Below are 23773 nucleotides of genomic sequence, written 5' to 3' on the forward strand. Positions count from 1 at the left end.
TCCAGTGCTTTTATTGTCAGTTTTTATGGTATTTATGATATATTAAATTTACAAATCTACTTTGAATGGAGGTCCATTATGACAATTCCAAATTTTAAAGAAAAACTACAAAAATATGCTGAATTAATTGTTAAAATTGGTGTAAATGTCCAACCAAACCAACCAGTTGTATTATACATTAACGTTGAACAACAAGAATTAGCTCACTTAATTGTTAAAGAAGCATATGCTGCTGGAGCAAGTGAAGTTATGGTTAAGTGGTCAGATACATTTACTTCTCGTCAATTTTTAGAATTTGCTAATCAAGAACGTCTTGAAAATATTCCTGACTATCTTGTAAAAGAAGCTGAATATATTGCTGATAATAAAGCTGCACGTATTTCTGTTATCTCTGAAGATCCTGATGCTTTTAACGGATTAGATCATAATCGTGTATCTATATTCCAAAAAGCTAATGGTAAAGCTTTAAATGTTGTACGAAAAGCCACTCAAAATAACGATTTAAGCTGGACTGTTGTTGGTGCAGCTGGTGTTAAATGGGCTGAAAAAGTTTTCCCTGATTTAAAGGGTGATGCAGCAGTTGACAAATTGTGGGAAGAAATTTTTAAAACTACACGTATCGATCAAGAAGATCCTATTGCTGCTTGGAAGAAACATGATGAAACTTTACGTACTAAAGCTGATTGGTTAAATAAAGAGCAATTTAAAGCTCTTCATTACATTTCCCCAATTACTGACATTACTGTTGGACTTCCAAAAAATCATATTTGGGAAGGTGCTGGTAGCTATAATGATGCTGGAATTGAATTTATGGCAAATATGCCAACTGAAGAAGTCTTCACAGCACCTGATGCTCGTCACATTGACGGTTATGTCGGTTCAACTAAACCTTTGAGCTATGCTGGTAATATTATTGAAAATATGCACTTTGAATTTAAAAATGGCAAAGTTACTAAAGTCACAGCTGATAAAGGACAAAATATCTTAGAAGAACTTATCAAAACTGACGATGGTGCTACTTCATTAGGAGAAGTTTCATTAGTTCCAGATCCATCGCCAATTTCACAATCCGGTATTACTTTCTTTAATACTTTATTTGATGAAAATGCAAGCAACCACATGGCTTTAGGTGCTGCTTATCCTTTCTCAATTCAAGGTGGTACTAAAATGTCAGACGAAGAATTAAAGGAACACGGCATCAATATTAGTCAAACTCATGTCGACTTCATGATGGGCTCAGCTGATATGGATATTGATGGTATCAAAGAAGATGGTACTATTATTCCTATTTTTAGAAACGGTGACTGGGCATAAAAATAATACTGCTAAAATGCGCTTGAGAGGAATTTTTCTCAAGCGCTATTTATATTGTTTAAACATATAACTTTGCTTTACATAATTTATCACCACTTACTAGCAATTTCTTATTTTCACACAGGACCAATTCTTTAATTTCTGCAATTTCTAATTTTAAAACCGATTATTTTGTATAAATTAAAAAATTGGTCCTATATCCAAATCTTGATAAATTGCTTTTTCTACTTTTTTATCTTGCATAAATATATATCTTAATATATTCTTTTATTCGTGCGTTCTTATTATTTTATAAAAAGGAGGAAATTTTATGGATAATTTACATAGTAAGAATTATATTTCTTGGCCTATCTTAACTTTAATGGCCTTTGTTACTGTTATCGGTTTTGATGATATTATGTATAATTTTCAAAACCAAGGAATGACTGTTATTACTTCCTGGGTTTTGATGCTATTTTTATATGTTATTCCTTATTCTTTAATCGTTGGACAACTTGGTGGTATTTTTAATAAAGAAGGTGGTGGTCTTAGTTCATGGATTCGTGGAACTAACGGAGAATTTCTCGGTTACTTCACTGCTTGGACTTATTGGGCTGCTTCCGTACCTTACGTAGTTGATTCTGCAAATTCTGTTGTAGTTGGTTTTGGCTGGGCATTTACTGGATCAAATAAATTTCAAGATACAATGTCTAATGCTGAATTTACATTTTGGACTTTTTTAATTTTCATCGTATTTATTTTTATTCAACGTCACTTGAAAAATTCAATGGAACTCCTTTCAACAATCGGTGGCGGTATGATGTTCATTATGACAATTTTGTTTGTTGTTTTAGCTTTTTTTGGTTTAGCTAAGAATGGCGGTCATATGGCAACTCAACCTATGACTTGGAAAACAATCATCCCTAAATTTGATCTAAAATACTGGTCAACTGTTGGTATGTTAATCTATGCAGTTAATGGTTGTGAACTCATTGCTCCTTATGTTACTAAGATGAAAAAACCTAAACGTGATTTCCCTAAGTCAATGATCGCTTTATCAATCATGACAGCTTTCTTAACTATTTTTGGTTCATTTGCATTAGGTATCTATTTTAATGCTTATCACTTACCAAATGATTTAAAGATGAACGGTTCTTACTATGCTTTTCAAGCTTTAGGACAACAACTTGGTGTAGGTAAATTATTCATGTACATCTACGCTTGGACTTCTGTTCTTTATATGTGTGCTTTACTAGCGGTTCTATTGGATGCTATGACACGTATGTTAATCTCAGACACTGGTGATAAATTCATGCCTAAATTCTTACGTAAAACTAATAGCGATGGCCTACCTATTAATGGCTATATCTTAACTAGCTCATTATCAGCTTTCATCATGCTATTAGGGGTATTCTTACCAGAAATGAATGATGTATTTAATTGGCTTTTGAATTTAAACGGTATTATTTCTCCTGGCGTTACCTGCTGGATTTTCTATGCCTTCATGCGTGTTCGTAAAAATTCAGCTAAATATCCATCAGAATATGTTTACATAAAAAATGACAAACTGGCTTATATTGTTGGTTTCTTGTTACTTGCTGTAACTGCTATTGCTACTATTTTGGGAATTACACCTCAAGATGTTAAGCAATTCAGTCATACATGGTGGTATGAATTAATTATTAATATTGTTGCAATCGTAGTTTTAATTGGTTTAGGTGCTATCTTACCTTCTATTCGCCGACGCGAAGAAAAATATGGCATCGCCTTTAATAGAGGTCAGTGGATTGCTATTTTAGGCATCGTCATTGTATCTATTATTTTTAATCTCTGTCTTGGTGGTACTCATCTAGCTTTGCGCGGATTATATATTGCAATTGAATCAATTATTGCCTTAATTGTAATTACTATGATAGGTCGTAAGAATCCAAATATTTAAAAGAAATGAGGATTAGAGTTCTTTCTCTGATCCTCATTTTTATACGCAAAAAAAAGATATTAACCAAAATCAGTTAATATCTTCTTCTCTCAATCACATCTTATTCTCTTATTTACTTATTCACTTTATTCCACACTTGATTAAACAATTCATAACTAAAATCTTGTGTACTTGGTACAACTTCATCAGCTTGGCTTAATTCATCCTTATCACCAACTGCAACTGCAACCATTCCTGCAGACTTGATAGCAGCTACTCCAGCCACTGCATCTTCTACGCCTACACAATCTTTAGGATCTAAATTAATTGCTTCAGCACCTGCAATAAAGATATCTGGAGCTGGCTTGCCTTTAGCTACCTTAGCTGGATCAGCAATTGCATCAAACTCATCAATGATTCCTAGCTTTTCTAAAATATGTGGAGCATTCTTAGAGGCAGAAGCTATTGCTAGTTTCATGCCATGTTCTTTCAACTCATCAAGTAATCTTTTTACTCCTGGTAAGATATCATTTTCAGTTAATTGACTATCAATTGCTGCTACGTAATAAGTATTTTTTTCATTTGCCATTTCAGCTACTTGATCACTTGTATACTTATCGCTCAAATTGCCAAATTCCAAAATTCTTTCTAAAGATTCAATTCTACTAATTCCCTTCAACTTACTTTCAAATTCAGCTGGTAGAGTTAAATCAAATTTTTCTTTTGCAAGTTGACTCCAAGCTTTAAAGTGAAATTTAGCTGTATCAGTAATTACACCATCTAAATCAAATACTACACCCTTCAAACTATTCACCTACTTTTCTGTTGTTAATGTCAAAGATTCACCATTTAACTTGATTGTTAAATCATCGCCTTTTAGCAATTTAATAGATGAACCTTCTTTATTTACAGTAACTTCAAGTAATCTGTCACGGAAGTTAATACGGAAGTTATAACCTTCCCAATCTTTTGGTACAAATGGTGAGAATTGAAGTTCATCATCAATTACTCTCATACCAGCAAATCCTTGAACAATAGCTAACCAAGAACCAGTCATTGATGTGATATGCAATCCATCATTAGTATCATTGTTGTAGTTATCTAAATCAAGACGTGCAGTTCTAGAATACATTTCTACAGCTTTATCTTCTTTGTGCAAATCAGCAGCAATAATTGCGTGTACAGAAGGAGATAAACTAGATTCATGTACTGTTAATGGTTCGTAGAATTCAAAGTTGCGTTTCTTAACATCTTCTGGGAATTTATCGATAAAGTACCAAATTCCTTGCATTACATCACCTTGCTTGATATATGGTGATCTTAAAATCTTATCCCATGACCAATTTTGGTTTAATGGTAATTGATCAGCAGGAATATCAGCTACTGGTGTTAAATCTTTATCTAAGAATGTATCATGTTGTACAAAGATTCCTAATTCCTTGTCTTCTGGTAGATACATATTATCTGCAATTTCATGCCACTTGTTACGTTCTTCTTCAGTAAGTCCTAATTCCGCTAATTTTTCATCAGAAACCTTATCTGCAATTTCATTAGTGTAATTCAAGCACCATTTAGCAAGCATGTTTGTATACCAGTTATTATTTACATTGTTTTCATATTCATTAGGACCTGTTACACCATGAATCATGTATAATCCCTTACGTTGTGAGTAATGCACCCTATCTGCCCAGAAACGTGCAATACCTGTCAAAACATCAAATCCATCATGTGTCACATATTCTTCATCGCCAGTATAACGTGTATAGTTGTAAATAGCATATGCAATTGTACCATTACGATGAATTTCTTCAAAAGTAATTTCCCATTCATTATGGCATTCAATACCATTAAACGTTACCATTGGATATAAAGCACCTTTTAGACCTTGTTCTTGTGCGTTATGGTATGCACCTGGTAATTGATTATGACGGTATTCAAGAAGATTATGAGTAACTTCTTTATCAGCCAATGCTAAGTAAAGTGGAACAGCAAATGCTTCTGTATCCCAGTAAGTTGCACCACCATATTTTTCACCAGTAAAGCCTTTTGGTCCAATATTTAGACGAGCATCATCACCATAGTATGTTGAGAATAGTTGGAATAAGTTGAAACGAATACCTTGTTGTGCTTCGTCACTGCCTTCGATCTTAACATCAGCCTTTTCCCATCTCTTATCCCATGCTTCTTCATGAGCAGTTAATAGTTCACTAAATGTCTTTTCTGCTTGTGAATCTAATAATTTACTTGTTGCTTCATCTAAATCTTTCTCATCTGCATAGTCACGAGATGTTGTAACAATTACACGTTTTTCAAATGCTACTTGTTCATTGGCTGCCAATTCTTTAGCAAAAGTATTAACAACTTGCTTGTCTTCTTCTTTACCTAAGCCTTTAGCTTCCATGTCAGTAACATGATGCATTGCCATCTCAGTAGTAAATTGAGGTGTACCAAAATTGTTTGGAATTGTTTGTGCAACTAATCTTCCATCTTTAGCAGATACTTGTTTACTCAAAACATTCCAGAATTGTTCATCATAATTTGCATCTTCATTGTATACATCTGCATCAATTACAGAATCAACTTCTAAAGTTACAGGTTCTGAGCCCAGATTTTCAAAAGTTAATTTATTAGCATATAGTTCTTTAAATGCAATACTTACAAAACGAGTAGATGTTACCTTTACCTTAGCTCCATCTTTATCAACTACATAGCTACGAGTTAAAATACCTTTCTTCATATCAAGACTAACTTCATAATCAGAATAACTATCTTTAGCTAAGTCAATGGATTCACCATTTACTTTAATATCAACAGATACAAAGTCCACAGCGTTTATAACTTTACCAAAATAATGTGGGTAACCATTTTTCCACCAACCAACAACTGTCTTATCAGGGAACCAAACTCCACCTAAATAGATACCTTTATGTGTATCGCCAGAATATTTTTCTTCAAACATCCCACGCATACCCATATATTCGTTACCAATACTTGTCATACTTTCTTGTAATCGTTTATCTTCAGGCTTTAGTTCATGAGAAATAACTTTCCATGGATCAACTTCAAATATTCTCTTCATAATTAGACTTCCTTTCAAACTATACTTACTTTATATTTTATTTCGTAATTTTTTTCCTGACCATCATACAACCTTATATCACCAAAATCTGGATGATGCAACGAATCAGAAACTGTTTGAGCTTCAGTTGCCACTGCATTGTAAATACCCTTGTCATGATTAGCTACATCTATAGGATCAGCTGTAAAAACAATCAGTCCATTTCTATTACTAAAAATATCTATATTAATATTATCTTCCATATTGGCAAGTCTAGCAACCACTTTATCGTCACTAGCATCAACTTTATAGATATCGTCTAAACCTGCAATTTCATCAGATCTTAGTTCTTCTATTACATTTGATAAATATTTTTCTTTTTGTAAATTATACTTCTCATTCGTATCAAAATTACCAGTTGGAATATTTTCCACATCTGTTTCTACATGTTGACCAGTAGGAATTATCAACTTGGAATTCTTCAACCCTTGTGGTAATCTCCAATAGACATGCACCGTTGGATCAAAAACTGTACTTCCAATTGCTTTAGCCTTATATCCCACACTCAAGCAATTATCATCATCCAAACTATAACTTATTTCCAAGTCTATATCTCCTGGATAACCATCTACTTCATGTTTTAATCTCGTAAATAAGATTAAAGTGTTTCCTGTAATTTTGGCATCCAAGATTTGGGTGCTTAAACCATGTGAGCCTCCATGCAATGCATTAGAACCTTCATTAGCTTCTACTGTATATTGCATATTATCAAGTTCAAAACTTGCACCTTTTATTCTTCCAGCAACTCTTCCTATTTGCTTACAAATTTGAAAGTTATTTTCTACATACTCATTAGGTGTGTCAAAATTAACAACCAAATTTTTCCGCTTAGAATTTACTACTATTGAGAATTCTTGAATTATTCCTGCCAAATTTAAAATTCCAACTCGTGTTTGTTGCTTATTTTTTAGAATATATTTTGAAATTTCTTTATTTCCAATATATCCAAAATGTTCTTCTTCTATCATAAATTATGCCTCATGTGTTTCTTTAATTAGTAATACTGAAAATGCACCTAATGCTAAAACAATTCCGGCTGCTAAGAACATATTTGCTTGATGTCCGCCTAGTAGAGGGAATAAACCAAAACTTAGTAAAGATGCAACGATTTGTGGTAAACAAATTGAACCATTAAATAAACCTAAGTATGTTCCCATGTGATTTCCTGATAATGCATTTGTAACAATTGTCAATGGATATGTATTAATACCTGCCCATGCAATACCTACAAGAATATAAGAAACAATCAAAACATATTGATTAGAAACAAAGAAAATTGATAAGAATCCTAATGCACCTAGTAATAAACTTGAGAAGTAACCTGCTTTGTGATATTTATTAGGAACTTTAGCTAATACATATGACCATACAACAGCTGCGATAGATTGAACCGCTGCCAAAACTCCATACCAGTTACCAGCTGCTTGATATCCTTGAGATGTTGCGTTTGTTGTATGCCATACATTTTCAGCAATTGCACCAGCTGAATATGTCCACAAGTATTGGAATGCAAACCAGCAGAAGAATTGAACTAAAGTAACTGTCCAGAATGCTTTAGGTGCTGTCTTCAATAATTGAATCCAACTAACTTTTTCTTCATTTGCTTCTGTAGAAATACCATGATATAAAGCATATGTTTCAGGATCATATTCTTTTACTTTAAAGATGGTAAACAAACTTGTAATGATAAGTAATGCAGCGCCTACATAAAATGCTACCACAACAGTTTGAGGAACAACCCCTTTAGCAGCTGTATTCTTTAATCCCATATATGCAAATAAGAAAGGAAGAACAGCTGCGATTACAGCCCCTGTGTTGGATAAGAAACTTTGAATACCATATGCATAACTCTTTTGATCATCATTTACCATATCACCAACCATCATTTTAAATGGTTGCATAGCCATGTTAGATGAAACGTCTAAGAACGCAACAGTTATAGCACCAAATAGCAAAGCTGCTAATGAACCATATCCAAAACCAAAACTACCAGAATTAGGCAATAAAATCATTACAATAACGGCAATTAATGTACCTAATAGTAAATATGGCAATCTACGACCACCTAATTTTGGTGCCCATGTACGGTCTGAATAATACCCTACAACCGGTTGCACTAATAAGCCAGCTAACGGTGGTAAAATGAAGAACCAACCAAGACTATTAGGATCCGCACCTAATGTTTGGAAAATTCGAGACATTTGCGAACTTTGTAACGTAAATGCTGTTTGAACTCCTAAGAATCCAAAGTTTATCATCCAAATTAAACTTCTACTAACGTCAGGCAAACCTTTTGTTGCTTGTGAACTTTGCGCCTTTTCGCTCATATAAGATCACACTCCTAGATAAATGTAATAAAATCATCAAAAATGAAATCGCATTCTTTCATTTCGACAATAAATATAATAGCAGATAACGTTTTCTTTTGCAACCGTTTGCAATAAAAAATTTTGAAAAAATCACAATTTTTTTCGTGACTTTTTAATGCTCTATAATTTTATGTGGAACAATTATGTGTTTAGTCCCCACATCTAATGTTTTTTGCCCATTATTTATTGCTAAGACAGCTGCTTCTGATCCTAAAAATCTTGGAAAAATTTCTACTGCAGTTATCATGGGTTTAGCAATTTGAGTATAGATAGAATTATTAAATGTTACAATTTCATACTTTTCTAAATCTATCCCAGATTCTATCAATATTTGTTGAACAGTTAATCCTGTTATATCATCGCATGCAACAATCCCATTTACTTGTGGATTTGCTTTGATAAAAGTTAGTAACTTTTCCTTATTTTCTTCCCGATTATCACTTGAAAAGTTTAATTTATATGAATTAAATAATTTTTCTTTAACCGCTAGCCTATATCCTACATATCTATCATCTTGTACCATTTCGTCCAGATTAGTATATACATAGCATATATTTTGATGTCCCTTATTGATTAGATAATTAGTCGCATCGCTACTAGCTTGAATATTATCGTTATCCACATATGATGTACTTTCAATATTGTCATATGGTTTACCCACAATCACATAAAACACATCTTTTTGTTTCTTAACATATTCTAGAATCACATCATTTTCTTTCGAATAAAGAAAAATAAAGTTCTTAACATTACCCCTATTTATTAAATTATCGATATTTTGGATTAATTCTTCTTCTTTTTGACCTGTCGCTAACGAAACTATATAATCATGTGCATTACAAATAGTCGAAATTCCTTGAAGTATTTGAATAAAAAATGGATTATTACCAACAGATTCTTCTCTTATTGGTAAAATAACCCCAATTGTTTTTGAAAACCTATTGGCCAAACTTTGTGCAGCGTAATTAGGAGAAAAATTCAACTCCTCCATTGCTTTTCTTACTTTTTCCTTCGTCTTATCACTAATTAAATTACTGTCATGCATCGCTCTTGAAGCTGTTGATGGAGAAACACCAGCTAATTTTGCGACATCTCTAATTGTAGTCATACAATCCCTCGTATTTCTCTTAAATTTATTCTCATATCTACTATACAATATTTAACATTATGTTTTCTACTATAAATTGTATTAAAGACATATATATAAAAGATAGGTAACATTTAACTGTCAACCTATCTTTTTTATATTATTCTTTTGTACTACGTTTTACATCTTTAGGATTCAAAATCATTCTTTGTTCCATTGCTGGTATTCTTCGTTTCTTCAATAGCAATGGTACCTTTTCAACCTTAACCTCACTAAATTCAAGTCCAAACCATTGAATTGGGTTAGTACTATGGTTTTGAATAAAGATTCTGGCAGAAATAAGTAAATGTTGCCATCCTCTTACTCTTGTATTTGGAGATAGTAGTTCTTGAATGATAATAAAGCGGAAATCCCCTATCTTTCTTCCAGGCATAGTTGTATACTTTTGAAGTTGTTCATCGATAATATCATTTTCGATTAAGTCTTCAACTACTTGTCTCAAATAAAGGTTTACGCGATGATCCATTTTAAATCCTAAATAAAGTTGTAGATTAACAATGTTTCTTGTTCCCATCATATCAACTGTATAATAATTTGTATATGGATCACTAGTAGTATTAACTGTTACAAACCAATATACTTTGGCTTTCTTAGGAGACTTATCTAAAATTGAATACAGTGTTTCTCTTTTAACTTTATAAGTTCTTTTATCTACTTTAGTCAACATTACTAAATTACTGATATAAAGTGGAATCCTATCATCATTTGATAGTTCCTGTAATACATCTTTATAATCACTTAACGATACCCATTCTTCTTCATCACTTAGATAATCACGTAATTTATTACCAAAATACCAAATTACCATAATTAATAGTATCAGAAGCGTGATTAATAGAGTTACGTAACCACCATGTGTAAACTTAGTTAAACTAGAGATTAAGAATATCAATTCAACTGACAAGAAAACAGCTAAGAAAATCCCATTAAACACTACATTTACTTTATCCTTAAGATATTGTGATAACAAAATAGTTGTCATAAGCATTGTAATTGTAATTGCTAAACCATAAGCTGCTTCCATTCTTTCAGAAGTTCTAAAGTATGCCAAAACTAACAGAGTACAAATACATAATGACCAATTTATCGTACGAATATAAATTTGACCTCTGGATAAAGAAGGATGTTCTACTTTCATTTTAGGTAGTAATTTCAATCCGACTGCTTCTTCAACTAATGTGAATGATCCAGTAATTAAAGCTTGAGAGGCTATGATTGCAGCAATCGTTGAAATTAGTACGCCAAATAAATAGACACTGGAAGGTAGCATCTCATAAAACGGATTAAAAATATCACCAGTAGTTTTAAAATTACCAAGATTTTTAATCAAATATGCTCCCTGTCCAAAATAATTTAATACTAATGCCCCACAAACAAATGGCCAAGTTAAATATATACTTCTCTTACCAACATGACCCATGTCAGAATATAAAGCTTCTGCTCCAGTTGTTGCCAGGAAGACACTTCCTAAAATAAATATTCCTACTTTATTAGCAGGAGAAAACAACAACATTAATCCATAATGAGGCGACAAAGCCCTCAATACCAATGGCTCATGAATTAAGTTAACAATTCCAAAAATTGCTAGAAATGAGAACCATAACAACATCAATGGTCCAAAAGCTTTACCAATAAAACTTGTACCAAATCGTTGAATCAAAAATAGTACTAATAGAATTACAAATGTTACTAAATTAACTTCTAACTGTGTATTTATCCACGGCTGAGAACCAATCGAAATACCCTTTAAACCTTCAATAGCACTTGTTACAGTAACAGCAGGTGTTAAAGTTCCATCTGCTAATAAAGCCGCACCACCTAGTAACGCCGGTAATATCAGCCACTTTTTCTTATTACGTACCAATGCATATAAGGCAAAAATTCCACCTTCACCGTGATTATCTGCCCTCAACGCTATTAAAACATACTTTATTGTTGTCATTAACATTAAAGTCCAAAAAACCAGTGATAGACATCCAATTATGTAATCTTCGGTTAGCCCATTTAATCCTCCAGCATCCATAATTAGAGCTTTCATTACATACAAAGGTGATGTCCCAATATCACCATAAACTATCCCTAGAGTTATTAAAGCTCCCCAAAAGATTTTTCTTTTTACTTTCATTTCAATCTCCAATCGTTTTTAAATACTTAAAAAGCCGGGAAAACCTACTGGCTCCCCCGACTATTTAAATTGCTATCTCGGTATATAACTTCGATAAAATGCACTCAATCGGATTTGAACCGATGACCTACCGCTTAGGAGGCGGTTGCTCTATCCAGCTGAGCTACGAGTGCATTGTTAATTATTGACAACACCATATAGTATAATAAATTAAACTTGGTTTAGTCAATAATCATTAAATTAAAAATATTTATATTACTAATATCCAGTTTCTAGATGTTTTAAAACCTTTTTAAAGTTATGTTTCTTTAACCAGCCCAAAGATATATTAGTTATTTTATTAGCTACAGCTTTCAAAAAATTAGATGTAACTTCTATTTGCTCAAATGTAACTTCTACTTTATCTTGAGCTAAACTCTTAAATTTATAGGTCTCTGTAACATGACTATCAGCTGTATCAGTAATATACTGAAACTTTGAGTAAGGGAGGACACTAGTAATTGTAATTTGAGCTTCATTATACATATCAATCTTAGTCAAATAAGAATACCCCTGTAATTCATTCAAAGAAAGTTCCTGACCAGTTGTTTGAAAAATATCATACAACGTTTTATCAGCAATTCTTTCAAATAAATATTTAGCTGAAACATGTAAAGTCGTTACTGCTTTCATCCGCTCACCTCTAACTCTTACTTCGTCCTATTCTACTTATCTTTTTTACGTCCATGACGCTTGCCCTTATTTTTCAAATTACGCTTACGCTTTTTCTTCTTCTTTTCTGTAGCCTTTTCTTCCTTACGAGTAGGCTTCTTATCTTTAATTTTCTTCTTTGTTGCTTTTTTATTAGGTCTTTCATCTTCTACTGCAATCAATGCTTTTTCAGATTCTGGAATTAATTTTCCAGCATATAATATACCTTTTTCTATCACAAAATCTGTTCCAGACATTAATTGTTTGAATAAACGTAAATCATGTTCATTACCCAAGTTAACAACAATACCATCTGCACCCATACGACCAGTTCTTCCTGCGCGATGAATGTAAGTATTAGTATCCTTAGGTAAATCATAATTAACAACTGCTGGTAAATCAGGTAAATCTAATCCTCTAGCAGCTACATCAGTTGTCAAAACAAATCTTATTTCTCTTTTACGTAACTGTCTTAATGATTTTTGTCTATCTACTTGTCTTTGTTCACTAGACAAAATAGCTACTGGTACCTTCATATGAAGTAACTTTTCTGCTACATCACGTAAAGTAGCTGTTTGTTTAAAGAAAACTAAAGCATAAAAATCATCAACATGTCCTAATCTTCTTAACATTTCAGTTCGTTTACGTGTTGGGGTTTCTATCATATAGTTTGTTACTTCACCACGTGTATTATCTTCTTTTCGAACATCTATTCTTTCTACATCAACACCAAACCAACGATGCAATTCAGAAAGAATAGGTGCTTCAGTAGCAGAGAAAAAGCTAATTTGTGCTTCAGATGGACAGTGACCAACGATTTCGCGTACATCATTTAAGCTATCTTCATCACCTAACATCTCATCTGCTTCATCAATAACAATAGATTCAATTTTATGAAGCTTCAGTTTCTTTAGATTTATTAAATTTAACAATCTACCTGGAGTTCCAATAACTACTTCTGGATGCTTCTTTAGTTTTTCAATTTGTCGTTTTACATTAGCACCACCTAACAAACCAATAACACTTAAGTCTATTAATTTAGCCCATGGTCTTATCGTATTTGTTAACTGTGCAGCCAATTCTTGAGAAGGAGCCATGATTAATAATTGACTTCCATCTTTGGGTAATATTTTTTCTAGCAATGGTAATGAATACGCTAAAGTCTTACCGGAACCAGTTGGAGCTAAACCTACTACATTCTTTCCTTCAGCTAATTTTGGATACACATATTTTTGAATTAACGTAGGTTCAGTAAATCCTTCTTGACGGAATTGTTCTTCAAATTTTGGATTCATTATTAAAATTAATCCTTTCTACTCTTCTTCATAATCATTTGGAAATTCTATTTTCGCATAGTAACGTAATTTATACATTACTTTATTAACTTCAACTGACATAGCTAACCATTCATCCGCAATATCTCTAGCTTCAAGACTATCTGGATTTTCTAATACATCAGCAAAATCTATAACTTCTGCTAACATTGGATTATTATCTGCTAACTCTGAAATAATTGTCTTTTCACCTTCGCCATTGACAATGTAAACTTCATTTAAATCTGCAGCATTATCCATAACAATTGTTTCTTTCTTACCATAGATTTCACCAGGTAAATATGAGTTTGCAGTTTTACCAAATTGCAAAGTTACTTCGAATTGTGGGTAATTAAAAATTGCAATACCTTTTCCATCAATTCCATTATTTAGCTTTGTAGCATAGTAATTTACACTATCTGGTACTCCAAACCATGCTAGTGCATCATACACCATATAAACTCCTAAATCTTGTAAAGCACCACCAGCAAAATCTGGTGAAAATACATTAGGATTCTTACCTTCCAAGAAGGCATCATATCTTGATGAATACTTCATGTAAGTCAAAGTTGCACCTTGAATTTCTTCCATTCCTTGTACAGCCTGTTGAACAGCTTTGAAGTTTTCTTCATGATAATGTCTAGCTGCTTCAAATAAAAATTGTTGTGGATGTCTTCTTAATACTTTTATTAATTGTGACATTTCTTGTGGATTAGATGTAATTGGTTTTTCTACAATTGCATGTTTTCCAGCCATTATTGCAGCTTTAGCTTGTTCAAAATGAAGACTATTTGGAGAAGCAATATATACTACATCAAAACTATCACTTTGGAAAAAATCGGATAATCGATCAAAATATACAATATCCTCAGAATACTTGCTTCCAAATTCTTTAGCTCTCTTCATCCTTCTTGAATAAACAGCTGATAATTGCCATCTTTTTGTTGCATGAGCAGCTTCAACAAATTGGTCAGCAATCCATCCTGTTCCAATAATTCCTAGTCTGAGCATAATAATTCCTCCATATATAATTTATTACATTTATCATACCAAAAATTACTGTTATATTACAACGTAAACGTTTTATTGTAAACGTTTTATTGTTTCTGGTTTGTAACAAAAATAATGAATTATTTCATTTTAGTTATTATTTATTTTTTCTATTCCACAACCAAAAAAATAGTATATAATAGTCGGTAATAAGAGGTATTTAGTGTGTTTTTAAGTTTGGAGGAGTTGATAGTGGTGATGGAACGTAGGCACTTCGTTAGGTCTAAGTGGTTCTTAAAAGATGGCATAAAAAATTTTTTTTACGCTAAGAAGAAACATAGAAAAAACAAAATTACTATTCCTGCATTTTATTTTGGAGTTTGGATGTTTACTGATGAAATTAGTAAACGAAGTCATCGCTTAGAAGTTGCGGATAATTTGGAAATCTTTATCGATGGCAAGCGTCTTCCCGGTAAGATCGTTAGTCTAGATAATCGCGAATTATTGTTCCTAGATAATTATGGATATCATCTCCGTATAGATGCTGTTAATCAGCTTCCAATTAGTGTTTATGATGAAGCAGATGATCGTGTCTATCCTTTAGAAAAATTAAATTAGCAATTATTTCACCAGTCTTAGTTTTAAAAGACTGTTTTTTTTATAAAAAAATGTACCAACCTTCATTGTTAGTTCTTAACTAACTTTTGAAAATTGGTACATTTTTATTTATATAACTTTATATTCCCACGAGTCCAAAGTTAACTCATGTTGGAATTTCTGTTGAATATTTTGTGGTAGACAAAGGTATTCACAGTTCTCTGGTGAAATAATCTGTTTATATTGAGTTAAATTCAACCAATTATACACAGAATTACCTTGATCATCATATCTAACTATTGCCAAAGCTGGACAATGTGAACCTCTTGCAATAACAAATCCCAAACGACCTTCTTGTAATAAAATATTTTTCTTTCTTCTATCAACAAGTTTTTTTACTTCTTGTATAATTCTACTACTCTTCTCTTGTCCCCACGGGAAGAATCGACGATTATCTGGATCAGTATCACCTTCAACACCTACTTCATCCCCATAATAAATACATGGAACACCAGGTAAATTAAATAGTATTCTGAAAGCTTGAATTACTTTATTATCGTCATTATGCAAAACTGTCTTAATTCTTTGGGTATCATGTGTTCCAATATTATTCAAAGTATTAAGCCAAAAATCTCTTGGATAATTTTCTTGTAACTGTAAATATTCATTACAATATTTCTTAATATCTTGTGAGCTTTTTGTAGACTCTAACAGATCCATCACAAAAATTCTTGTTGGATATCCCATAACACCCGTTAAATTATCTCCAACTGTATATTGTCGACGTTCATCATATGCTACCTTATTTGAAGCGTCTTCCCAAACTTCACCTATCATTACTTGCTTATGATGTGAGTCCAAGTTTTTTCTAATTCCTCTAAGGAAATTCATTGGTAACTCATCAGCAACATCTAAACGCCAACCATCAATGCCAAAATTATTCCACTTGGATAGTACACTTCTATTACTATCACCATAAATAAACTTCTGATATTCAGGATTATCTTTATCTATCACCGGTAAATCTTTAATACCCCACCAAGATTTATAATCATCAGGATAATGAATAAAGTCAAACCACGAATAATAAGGACTTTCTTTGCTTTGGGCAGCTCCAACATTTTTCCCATACGACCCACTGGCATTAAAGTAGATACTCTCTTTGCCCACATGGTTGAAAACTCCATCTAAAATCAAGTGTATATTTTTCTTATGCATCTCAGTGATTAATTCTTTCAGATCATCTTCGTTTCCTATCATTGGATCAATCTTTAAGAAATCCGCAGTATCATAATGATGATTGCTACGAGATAAAAAGATTGGGTTCAGATAAATTGTAGTCACACCTAATTCCTCTAGGTATGGTAACTTCTTCAAGATTCCTTTTAAATTACCACCATAAAAATCCCAACGTACAATCTCATTATTTTTATCACGAATATAATAAGGTTTATCAGCAGTAGTACCATAAATAAAGCTATTTGGCTTTCTTCCTTGAACTTCACCATTAGGCAATCCATTTGCAAATCTATCAGGGAAAATTTGATAAATTACACCTTGGCGATACCATTTAGGACTTGGAACTTCTTCGTCAAAACATGTTAACTGAAATCTCAACAAATCTGATTGACTACTTACTTGTTGAGCCATACCACCTTGACGTTTTTCCAAGTATGATCTACCATGGCTAGTTTCAATTTCAAAATGATAGAAATATAATCCAGCTGTTCCAATTTGGAGCTTTACTTGATATAACCCATCATGATTTAAATTTTCTAAAGCATAAGGTACATCTTCTTCTCCATCCTTGGTAAGAATTAAATTAACATAATGAATTTCTTCATTCTCATCTGGAAAAATTTGTATCCGCCATACAACTTCGTGACCTATTTTTACAGCTCCAAAAGGTTCTTTATATAAAGAATCCCAGGCATTATAAAGAATATGTGCCATGTTTTTCATCCTTTAATGGACTAATGTTCCAAATATCTTCAGCATAACGCTTAATAGTATCATCAGAAGAGAACATACCACCGTAAGCAATATTAACCAAACTCATTTGGTTCCAATGACGCTTATTACCGTAAGTTCTATCAACCATTTCTTGGATATTTACATAACTTTCGAAATCTCTTAATACAAAATACTCATCATTGTATTTTGTAAGTGAATCAAAAATTTCTTGACCTTCAGCTTGGCAATTTGGAATTGTTCCATCTACAAAAGCATTTAATACACGACGAATTTCTTCATGATTATTGTAGTAATCATATGAATGGTAATTACCATTATTGTAGTAATCGTATACTTCATCCTTAGTCAAACCAAAGATAAAGATATTATCTTCCCCAACATAATCTTTAATTTCAATATTAGCACCATCAAGTGTAGCTACAGTCAAAGCACCATTAAGCATTAACTTCATGTTACTTGTTCCAGAAGCTTCTTTAGATGCAAGAGAAATTTGTTCACTAATATTAGCAGCTGGGATAATCTTTTCTGCTAAAGATACACGATAATCTTCCAAGAATACTACCTTTAACTTATCGCCAATTTCAGGATCATTATTTACCATGTTTGCAACTTCATTAATGCACTTAATGATGGCTTTTGCATAGTAATAACTAGGTGCTGCTTTAGCACCAAAAATAAATACTCTTGGTTGGAAATCAGAGGCTACCTTGCCTTGCTTAATGTCTAGATACAACTTAACAATATGCATCAATTTCAATAATTGACGTTTGTATGCATGTAATCGTTTAATTTGAACATCAAAGATAGCATCTGTAGAAACTTTAATTCCTGTTTCTTTTTCGATAAACTTAGCTAATCTTTCTTTGTTCTTCAACTTAGCATTAGCAATCTGGTTTAAAACTTTATTATCATTTTGATACTTTAATAACTTTTGTAGCTTAGTTGGATCTTGACGCCATTCTGTACCAATTGCCTTGTCTAAAACTTTAGATAATTCTGGGTTAGCAATTTGTAACCAACGACGGTTTGTAATTCCGTTTGTCTTATTGTTAAATCTTTCAGGATACATTACATAGAAATCATGCAACACATCATCTTTAAGTAATTCTGTATGCAACTTAGCTACACCATTAGTACTATGAGAACCAATGATAGATAAGTTAGCCATTCTCACTTGATTATCTTTAATAATACGTGTACGTTCGATCATATCACGTGCATATTTACCTTGTTTTTCTTCAACAAAACGACGATCAATTTCTTGAATGATTTGTAGAATACGAGGTTGAACTTGTTGCATGATATGAACAGGCCATTTTTCAAGGGCTTCTGCCATGATTGTATGGTTTGTATAACTCATTACAGCAACAGTTTGTTTCCAAGCATCGTCCCAACTCATATGTTCTTCATCTACTAAGATACGCATTAATTCAGCCACACTCATAGCTGGATGAGTATCATTAATATGAATTCCAATATATTCGCCAATCTTATTCATTGATTTATTGTACTTCTTAAAGTGGCGAACAATACTTTGAATACCAGCTGATACGAAGAAATATTCTTGTTTCAATCGAAGAATTCGTCCAGATTCTTTAGAATCATCTGGATATAAAACAGATACTAAATCTTCAACTTCACGTCTTTGTTCAATAGTTCTGTACTTAGTTTCTTCTGAAGATGGAATTTCAGCATCCCATAATCTCATTGTATTAACAGTGCCATTTTTATAGCCCACGATGGCAGTATCATATGGTACAGCTTTAATTAATTGTGCACCTTCATAGACTGGTTCAAGATAGTTTCCCCTATCAACAAGATATACCTTTCCACCTAATCTAACTATCACAGATTTACTTTCACGGCGAATTTCCCAAGGATTACCACTATCAAGCCATTCATTAGGTAATTCAATTTGGTAACCATCAATAAATTTTTGCTTGAATAATCCATAACGATAACGGATACCATTACCATTTCCTGGAAGACCGTCAGAAGCTAAAGAATCCATAAAAGCAGAAGCTAAACGACCTAATCCCCCATTACCAAGAGCCATATCTTTTTCTACTTCCGCAATTTCATCTAAATCGATATCTAAATCTTTCAATGCTTCTCTAACTGTTTCTAACCAACCCATATTGAGTAAATTACTCATTAATAAGCGACCTGGTAAAAATTCAATAGAGAAATAGTAAATTTGCTTTTTACCATCTTCCATGTACTTCTTCCAAGTTTTACGCCAATACCGACTGTAGCTTGAACGTACAATTGAACTCAATGTTAAATAAAGTTCTTGAGGTGTTGCATCCTTTACATCTAAAGCATATTTTTCATCTAAACGATTTTTGAATTTTTCTTTAAAAACTTCTTTGTTAAAATCCATGTTAACCCTCTTTCCTAAGCTATCCTTATTAGACTAGTTCATTATACATATTTAGATATTCTTGACTCGCTGTTTCCCAACTAAAATCTTGTGACATAGCTTGCTTTACAACTTTTGTCCATGCTACTGGCTCTGCATACAAACGTAATGCTTCTTGGATTTCTTGCATCATATAGAAGCCAGAAAAATCGTGGAAACCAAATCCTGTTCCTTCACCAGTTACAGGATTAAATGGTTGAACACTGTCTTGCAAGCCACCAATTTGATGAACAATTGGCAATGTACCATAACGCATTGAAATCATTTGTGATAATCCACAAGGTTCAAATGCTGATGGCATTAAGAACATATCTGCCCCTGCATATATTCTTTGGGCCAATCCAACATCAAATGTAATAGCAGCTCCAACTTTGTCAGGATAAGTATCTGCAAAGTATCTAAAGTCATGTTCGAAATTAGCATCGCCAGTTCCTAAAACTATCACTTGAACATCAAATTGAACTAAGTTTTGCATTTCTGAAACAACTAGTTGGAATCCTTTTTGAGCTGTTAAACGACTAACCATTGCAATCACTGGAACATCTTTACGTTGAGGTAAACCAAATTCCTTTTGCAAAGCTAACTTATCTTTAACTTTACCCTTTAACTTTTTAGCAGAATAATTTGCGACAAGATTCTTATCTGTAGCAGGATTATTTCTTTCGTAGTCAATACCGTTTAGAATTCCTCTTAACTTCCAATTATGCATTCTCAAAATTTCATCTAACCCTTGTCCAAAGGCTTCAGTTTGAATTTCACTTGCATAAGTTGGACTAACTGTATTTACCTTATCAGCATACAGAATACCAGTCTTCATGAAATTAACAGCAGTATCAAAACGAACAGTTCCATCATCATAATATGAAGCATCTAAATTAAATAATTCTCCCAATACTTCACGCCCATACTCACCTTGGAATTGTAAGTTATGAATTGTCAAAACTGTTTTAATGTTTTGATATGCATTAATCCATCCATATTTTTCTTTTAATAAGAATGGAATAAATGCAGTGTGATAATCATTTACATGTAAGATATCTGGAATGAATCCAATTTTTTCTAACATTTCAATGATTGCTTGTTGGAAGAAAGCCCAACGTTCGCCCTCATCATAGTAACCATACAAGCCTGGTCTATCAAAATAATACAAGTTATCAATAAAGTAGTAAGTAACGTTATCCATTTCTAACTTTAGAACACCACAATATTGATCACGCCAACCAACTTTTACATAAAAGCTTGTTACAAATGATAGTTGACTCTTGTATTCTTCAGCCATTCCTGTAAAGAATGGAAGTACCACTCTTACATCATTATCAGTTGTTTTAGCAATTGTTTTAGGTAATGCCCCCATTACATCGCCTAAGCCACCTGTTTTAAAGAAAGGTGCACATTCACTACCGGCAAATAAAAGTTTCATTAGTCTTCAATATCCTCCTTAGGTGTATCTTGAATAACATCACTTGTTACTTTCATCTTCTTTTCAATAACTACAGGGTTTTCTGGAGTTCCGATAATCTTTACACCAGATTTAACTACAACATCTTTGTCTAAGATTGCATATTTAATTTCTACATCTTTTCCAATACGAGCATTAGACATGATTATTGAGTCTTCTACTTTAGAGTTTTCAGAGATAAATGTTCTACGTGATACTAAACTGTTTCTTACATATCCTTCAACAACGCATCCTGTTGCAAATTGACTATTCTTAACATCGGAAGTCTTAGTAAAGTGAGTAGCTACTTCATTCTTTGTTCTAGTAATAATGTGCTGGCTACTGTATAACAATGAATTCATATGATCAACGTTCAACATATCCATATTAGCATCATAGTAACTCTTTACATCAAAAATATTGCACAAGTATCCTGTGTATTCATACGTACCACAGTTTAAACGACTAATCAAACTTAAGAAGAAATCTTCTAAGTTAGCAGATGCTCCTATTCTTTGACCTTTACGAAGTTGGTTAATTAAGTTTTGAGTTTCAATGATGAAGATATTCATTGATAAGTTGTAAATATCAGAATTATGTGGATATTCACTAAAGTTATGGTTACCTTTTACACGATTTGTTTGATCATCAATTTCTAGAATTTGATCATCAGAAGCAATCTTATCTTTTGGCATACGTTTGAATACAACTGTCATGTCATTTTTTTGTGCCTTATGAATCTTCAAAACAGCCTTTAAATCAACACTATTTAACATCTTGTTACCAACAAAAACTGTATATGTTGAGCGTGATTTCTCTAAATAATCAATTACATCATCAAAATACTTTTGACCTTCTACTTTTTGACGAACTAAATCTTGAGAAAAGTTAATATAACGATAACTACCAATACTATCTAATCCCCATTCTCTACCTCCGCCTAAATGGTCAAAATAAGATTTTAATTTAGCTTGATTTACCACTAAGAAAATATTACGAATATTAGCATTTACAATACTTGATAAAGCAAAATCCATGATACGATATTTGCAGTCAAAGTAAAGAGTGGCTAATGCTCTTCTTTTGGTCAATGGTAGTAATTCCGTATATTCATGTTCATTTCCTAAGATTGCACACATTTTATTATTTTTCATGACTTGTCACCCCAACTACTTCTTTATTTCCGATAACTGCAATTTCATCTGTACCATCAATGACAACATCATCGCCGATAACAGCACCTTCACCAATAATTGCACGATGAATCGTTACATTTTTACCAATCTTTGCACCTGGCATGATTACAGAATCTGTCACAACAGAACCTGTTTGAATTCTTACATTAGCAGATAAAATACTATGATCAACTTTACCTGCAATATAAGAGCCATCAACAACCATTGCATCCTTAATTTCAGCTGTTTCAGCAATGATTTGTGGTGGTGCAATAGGATTTCTAGAATAGATGCGCCATGTTCTATCTTGTAAGTTCAATCCGTTATTTTCATCCAAGAACTCCATATTTGCATGCCATAATGAATCGATAGTACCAACATCTTTCCAGTATCCTTTGAAGTTATATGCAAATACACTTTCACCACTCTTCAAATAATATGGAATAACATTTTTACCGAAATCCACCATATCTTGATTACGAGTAAAGCTATTTACTAAAACTTCACGTAATCTCTTCCAGTTAAAGATATAAATACCCATAGAAGCATGATTACTCTTAGGCTCAGCCGGTTTTTCTTCAAAATCAATAATACGATTATTATCGTCAGTATTCATAATTCCAAAGCGTGGTGCTTCGTTCCAAGGAACATCAATAACAGCAACAGTTAATGAAGCGCCCGTTTCTTTATGTTGATCAAGCATTGCTTCATAATCCATCTTATAAATGTGATCACCAGATAGAATTAAAATATATTCTGGATCCATTTGATCAATATAACCAATATTTTGATAGATAGCATGGGCAGTCCCTTCAAACCACTTGCTACCTTCATTATTAGAATAAGGTTGTAATATTGTCACTCCCGCATTCAAGTCATCTAATCCCCAACTTGCACCATTTCCAATGTGTGCATTTAGATTTAAGGGTTGATACTGGGTAATAACACCGATATTTTTAACTCCTGAGTTAACGCAATTACTTAAAGTGAAATCAATAATGCGATAACGTCCACCAAATGGTACAGCAGGTTTAGCTTGATTATGTGTCAATTTTCCTAAACGCGTACCTTTACCTCCTGCAAGGATTACTCCTAACATTTCATTTTTCATATACTACGATGAAGTATAACAACTTCATCTTTCACCTCACTTTGTTCTTACCCTAGACATCAAACAACAAAAACAACCAAATTCTCTCTCTCT

General features: G+C 32.7%; 17 protein-coding genes and 1 tRNA gene. 3 read left to right on the plus strand and 15 right to left on the minus strand.

The features are described 5' to 3' along the window. The first annotated feature begins 78 nt into the window (after nucleotides 1–78). Nucleotides 79–1314: an aminopeptidase gene (locus PTA89_RS06555; protein WP_324177079.1), complete on the plus strand. Its 1236-nt coding sequence runs from the start codon at nucleotides 79–81 to the stop codon at nucleotides 1312–1314. Between the two features lie 310 nt (nucleotides 1315–1624). Further along, on the plus strand, nucleotides 1625–3232 hold the full coding sequence (locus tag PTA89_RS06560; protein WP_324177080.1) for an APC family permease: 1608 nt from the start codon (nucleotides 1625–1627) through the stop codon (nucleotides 3230–3232). A 112-nt stretch (nucleotides 3233–3344) separates the two neighbouring features. Here the strand turns inward: PTA89_RS06560 and pgmB are convergent, their stop codons facing one another. From pgmB to PTA89_RS06610, 10 genes are all read right to left on the minus strand, one after another. Further along, nucleotides 3345–4016 (minus strand): beta-phosphoglucomutase, encoded by a 672-nt coding sequence (gene pgmB / locus PTA89_RS06565; RefSeq protein WP_003705156.1) that lies wholly within the window; start codon nucleotides 4014–4016, stop codon nucleotides 3345–3347. Nucleotides 4017–4025: 9 nt separating this feature from the next. After that, on the minus strand, nucleotides 4026–6290 hold the full coding sequence (locus PTA89_RS06570; RefSeq protein ID WP_081509721.1) for a glycoside hydrolase family 65 protein: 2265 nt from the start codon (nucleotides 6288–6290) through the stop codon (nucleotides 4026–4028). 14 nt (nucleotides 6291–6304) lie between these two features. After that, nucleotides 6305–7297, minus strand: coding sequence for an aldose epimerase family protein (locus PTA89_RS06575; RefSeq protein WP_003705159.1), 993 nt, complete (start codon nucleotides 7295–7297; stop codon nucleotides 6305–6307). 3 nt (nucleotides 7298–7300) lie between these two features. Then, nucleotides 7301–8656: an SLC45 family MFS transporter gene (locus tag PTA89_RS06580; RefSeq protein ID WP_003703075.1), complete on the minus strand. Its 1356-nt coding sequence runs from the start codon at nucleotides 8654–8656 to the stop codon at nucleotides 7301–7303. Nucleotides 8657–8810: 154 nt separating this feature from the next. Next, on the minus strand, nucleotides 8811–9806 hold the full coding sequence (locus PTA89_RS06585; protein WP_003703033.1) for a LacI family DNA-binding transcriptional regulator: 996 nt from the start codon (nucleotides 9804–9806) through the stop codon (nucleotides 8811–8813). A gap of 139 nt (nucleotides 9807–9945) precedes the next feature. Continuing rightward, nucleotides 9946–11970, minus strand: coding sequence for a KUP/HAK/KT family potassium transporter (locus tag PTA89_RS06590; protein ID WP_324177081.1), 2025 nt, complete (start codon nucleotides 11968–11970; stop codon nucleotides 9946–9948). Between the two features lie 99 nt (nucleotides 11971–12069). Next, a tRNA-Arg gene (locus PTA89_RS06595) sits at nucleotides 12070–12143 on the minus strand. Between the two features lie 85 nt (nucleotides 12144–12228). After that, a complete protein-coding gene (locus PTA89_RS06600) occupies nucleotides 12229–12642 on the minus strand; it encodes a DUF3284 domain-containing protein (protein WP_003710591.1) in 414 nt (137 codons plus the stop codon). Between the two features lie 32 nt (nucleotides 12643–12674). Next, entirely contained in the window at nucleotides 12675–13955 is a 1281-nt protein-coding gene (locus tag PTA89_RS06605) for a DEAD/DEAH box helicase (RefSeq protein ID WP_081538168.1), read from the minus strand. Between the two features lie 18 nt (nucleotides 13956–13973). Then, nucleotides 13974–14984 carry a Gfo/Idh/MocA family protein gene (locus PTA89_RS06610; RefSeq protein WP_003705170.1) on the minus strand — a complete coding sequence of 337 codons (1011 nt, stop codon included), beginning with the start codon at nucleotides 14982–14984 and terminating at the stop codon, nucleotides 13974–13976. A gap of 231 nt (nucleotides 14985–15215) precedes the next feature. On the opposite strand from PTA89_RS06610, the gene PTA89_RS06615 reads away from it, so the two are divergent. Beyond that, the gene (locus PTA89_RS06615; protein ID WP_162917711.1) at nucleotides 15216–15581 is read left to right on the plus strand and encodes a DUF4828 domain-containing protein; all 366 of its coding nucleotides are present in this window, start codon (nucleotides 15216–15218) and stop codon (nucleotides 15579–15581) included. Between the two features lie 108 nt (nucleotides 15582–15689). Here the strand turns inward: PTA89_RS06615 and PTA89_RS06620 are convergent, their stop codons facing one another. Genes PTA89_RS06620 through PTA89_RS06640 form a run of 5 tightly spaced genes read right to left on the minus strand, consistent with a single transcriptional unit; the run spans nucleotide 15690 to nucleotide 23680 of the window. After that, complete coding sequence (locus tag PTA89_RS06620) at nucleotides 15690–17513, minus strand: glycoside hydrolase family 13 protein (protein ID WP_324177082.1); 1824 nt, start codon at nucleotides 17511–17513, stop codon at nucleotides 15690–15692. Continuing rightward, nucleotides 17494–19917 carry a glycogen/starch/alpha-glucan phosphorylase gene (locus tag PTA89_RS06625; RefSeq protein ID WP_113895771.1) on the minus strand — a complete coding sequence of 808 codons (2424 nt, stop codon included), beginning with the start codon at nucleotides 19915–19917 and terminating at the stop codon, nucleotides 17494–17496. The genes PTA89_RS06620 and PTA89_RS06625 overlap by 20 nt, the downstream gene beginning before the upstream one ends. A 28-nt stretch (nucleotides 19918–19945) precedes the next feature. Beyond that, nucleotides 19946–21376 carry a glycogen synthase GlgA gene (gene glgA, locus PTA89_RS06630; RefSeq protein WP_004563807.1) on the minus strand — a complete coding sequence of 477 codons (1431 nt, stop codon included), beginning with the start codon at nucleotides 21374–21376 and terminating at the stop codon, nucleotides 19946–19948. Beyond that, a complete protein-coding gene (gene glgD, locus PTA89_RS06635; RefSeq protein ID WP_324177083.1) occupies nucleotides 21376–22548 on the minus strand; it encodes a glucose-1-phosphate adenylyltransferase subunit GlgD in 1173 nt (390 codons plus the stop codon). Before glgD ends, glgA begins: the two co-directional genes overlap by 1 nt. Further along, nucleotides 22538–23680: a glucose-1-phosphate adenylyltransferase gene (locus PTA89_RS06640; protein ID WP_113895773.1), complete on the minus strand. Its 1143-nt coding sequence runs from the start codon at nucleotides 23678–23680 to the stop codon at nucleotides 22538–22540. Before PTA89_RS06640 ends, glgD begins: the two co-directional genes overlap by 11 nt. Nucleotides 23681–23773: the final 93 nt, after the last annotated feature.

Origin of the sequence: Ligilactobacillus salivarius, from assembly GCF_035231985.1 — a bacterium.
Lineage (GTDB): Bacteria > Bacillota > Bacilli > Lactobacillales > Lactobacillaceae > Ligilactobacillus > Ligilactobacillus salivarius.